Below are 3,390 nucleotides of genomic sequence, written 5' to 3'. Positions count from 1 at the left end.
GAACCGTCTGTGAGCCTGGATGCTTCGGAGATTGTGGATTGTATGGCGGAGCGTGTGGTTCGGCAGATGGTGCCGGCCGCAGTGGTGGTGGTTGACGAGCTGCCGGTTACCCCTAACGGAAAGCTGGACCGCGACGCCTTACCTGCACCGGATCTTGCTGCCGCTCGGGCGGAATTCCGGGCGCCGGTAACCGAGATGGAATCGACGTTGGCAGGATTGTTCGAGGAAGTGCTGGGACTCGAATCGGTGGGCGTGGAGGATTCGTTTTTTGCGCTCGGCGGAGACAGCATCATGTCGATTCAGCTTGCAGCGCGGGCAAAAGCTCACGGAGTGGTGATCTCCCCGCGGGATGTGTTCGAGCGTAAGACGATTATCGGACTGGCGGAGGTAGCAGTTCTGGCGGGTGGAGCAGACGTAGCGAAGTTGGAGGAATTGACTGGCGGCGGTGTTGGTGAGGTTCCGTTGACGCCGATCATGCGGTGGCTCGTTGGGCGGAGCGCATCGGGGTTCAATCGCTTCTCTCAAGCGGTGATGCTGAATCTGCCGGAGGCAATAGACGAACCGAGCTTGGCGAGCACGGTGCAAGCGGTGCTCGACCATCACGACATGCTGCGGGCCCAATTGCGCCCAGACACACATGGATCGTGGACCTGGAAAGTCTTGCCCGTTGGATCAATTCAAGCCGAGAAGACAATTCGGAAAGTATCGACCGGGCGTGGCGACGCCGATTTCCGAGAGGTGGCTGCATACGAGTTGGATGCTGCGGCGGATCGGCTTGATCCCAGCACTGGCGCTGTGGTGCAGGTGGTCTGGTTTGATCCCCCGCATGCCGGCGATCAGGGTTGTGCGCTGGTGGTGGCTCATCATTCGGTCATTGACGGGGTGTCGTGGCGGGTATTGATACCCGACCTGGCTAGTGCATGGTCGCAGGTCGCGGCCGGTAGATCGCCGGAACTGGAACCGGTCGGGACGTCTTTGCGTCGGTGGGCTTACGGGCTTGTGGAGGAGGCTCGTCGACCGGAGCGGGCAGCCGAACTTGCGTTGTGGCAATCGATGGTTGGGGGCGAGGACCCCATGATCGGGTCCCGGCCCCTCGACTCCTCCATCGACGTGAGCGCCACCGCGGACACCATCGAGATTGACGTCTCCCCAGACGTGACGGAGGCACTGCTCACCACAGTTCCGGAAGCCTTCCACGGCGGTGTGGTCGACGCACTACTGGCGGCACTCGCCGTCGCGGTCACGGCATGGCGGCGCGAAGACAACCCTTCCCTTGCCGATGTGTTGATCGGGCTCGAGGGTCATGGGCGGGAGGAAGGTGTGGTTCCGGGTTCGGATCTGAGTCGTACCGTCGGCTGGTTCTCCACGAGTTTCCCCCTACGGTTGGATCTTTCGGACGTAGGTCTCGACGACGCGTCTTCGGGTGGCCCGGCCTTGGGTGCCGTGGTCAAGACTGTCAAGGAACAGCTTCGGGCGGTACCCGATCACGGGATCGGTTACGGGCTGTTGCGGTATCTCAACGAGGACACCGGACTGGTGTTGGGTGAGTTGCCAACACCGCAGATCGGCTTCAATTATCTCGGTAGGCTAGGCGCGGGTGCTGTATCGAACGGGTCCGGGGCGGCGTGGATTCCGATCAACGGAGACAGTGACCTGGGTGGCGCACAAAATCCGGATACGCCGTTGCCGGCTGTGCTCGACATCAATGCTCTCACCGTGGTCGGCGACGACGGCAGGTCGCGACTGCGCGCAATCTGGTCGTTTCCCAGCGGGATACTGGACAAGGGCGATGTTCACGCGGCCGCGAGAATGTGGTCGGACACGCTGGCAGCGCTGGCCTCCGACGCGGGGAAGCCCGGTGTCGGCGGCCGGACGCCGTCGGATCTGGCCTTGGTCAGGCTCGGCCAAGGTGAGATCGAGGTGCTCGAGGACAGGTATCCGGCGTTAAGTGATGTGTGGCCGTTGTCCCCGCTGCAGGCAGGTTTGCTGTTCCATGCGTTGGCGTCCGAGGGGTCGGTGGACGCTTATGTGGTGCAGTTGGTTGTCGATTTGCGGGGTGAGGTTGATTCGCAGCGATTGCGCCGTGCGTGCCAATCGGTGCTCGATCGCAATCCGAATCTGCGGACTGCTTTTCTCTCCGACGTCGGATCTGAGCCGGTGCAGGTGGTGCACGATTTTGTCGAAGCACCGTGGTCGGAGATAGACCTTTCCGGATTGGACAATGGGCCCCGCGCTCGTGCCTGGAATCACCTGATGGCGGAGGATCGCGCTACCCGGTTCGAACCGGCTCACGCCCCGTTGTTGCGGTGGATGTTGGTCAGCACAGGCCCGGGAAGCTATCGGCTCGTGATGACCAATCATCATCTGCTGCTAGATGGTTGGTCGACGCCACTGCTTCTGAAGGAATTACTGGTGCTCTATGCCACCGACGGTGCGGCGCTGCCCCGGGTCCGTCCCTATCGGGACTTTCTGGCGTGGGTGGCCGCGCAGAACAAGACGGAGTCACTCGACGTCTGGGCCAAAGCATTCGACGGTGTCGACGAGCCGACGTTGGTGGCGCCTGCCGATCCTGGCCGGCGGTATCGCGAGTCGCGGGATGTGTTCGGTGAGTTGACCGAGGAACAGACTGCGGCGTTGATGTCGTTTGTGCGGGGTAGGGGGGTCACTGTGAATACGGTGATCGAGATGGCGTGGTCGATTGTGTTGGGTGGGTGGACTTCTCGTGATGATGTGACGTTCGGTTCGACTGTGGCCGGTCGTCCTCCGCAGGTTGCGGGTGTGGAGTCGATGATCGGTTTGTTTGTCAATACGGTGCCGGTGCGGGTTCGGTTGGATCGGCGGGACACTCTTGGTGTGCTTCTTGGTCGGATTCAGGCTGAGCAGGCGGGGCTTTTGGATCATCAGTATGTGGGTTTGGCGGATATTCAGCGGGTGGCGGGGCCTGGCGCGGTGTTCGACACGATGACGGTGTTCGAGTCGTATCCAGTCGATCGTGGTGGGTTGACTGCGGAGACGGATATTGCGGGGATGCGGGTGGTCGATGTGAGTGGTGTTGACGCCGCGCACTATCCGATCGGACTGGTCGCTCACGTCGAGGCCGTTGTACACCTGACGATCAAGTACCTCCCAGACCTCTTCGACCACACCGTGATAGACGAGATGATGCAGCGAGTCCTCCGTGTGATCGACGCAGCGGTTACCGACCCGAACCTGCCACTCGGCGCACTGAATTTACTCTCGCCGGCGGAATGTGGTGAGTTGGTTCCGGTGTCGGGTGTTTCGAGTGGTCGGGCGCTGGTGTTGCCGGAACTACTGTCGGCTGCGGGGGATCGGAATTCGCTGGCGGTGGTGTGTGGTGATGAGCGTGTGTCGGGTGGGGAGTTGGAGGTT

The 3,390-nt window shown here is 61.8% G+C and carries 1 protein-coding gene; it reads left to right on the top strand.

Translation table 11 applies throughout. From position 1 onward, the window contains the following. Positions 1-42 precede the first annotated feature (42 nt). Positions 43-3,390 (top strand): condensation domain-containing protein (locus V2B23_RS30705; protein ID WP_430953670.1); only part of this gene is annotated, 3,348 nt, incomplete at its 3' end.

The sequence above is a fragment of the Rhodococcus sp. 24CO genome, from assembly GCF_050586165.1.
In the GTDB taxonomy this organism is placed as follows: domain Bacteria; phylum Actinomycetota; class Actinomycetes; order Mycobacteriales; family Mycobacteriaceae; genus Rhodococcus_F.
The sequence above is the reverse complement of the archived record's forward strand: the minus strand, read 5'-3'. Positions and strand labels throughout refer to the sequence as shown.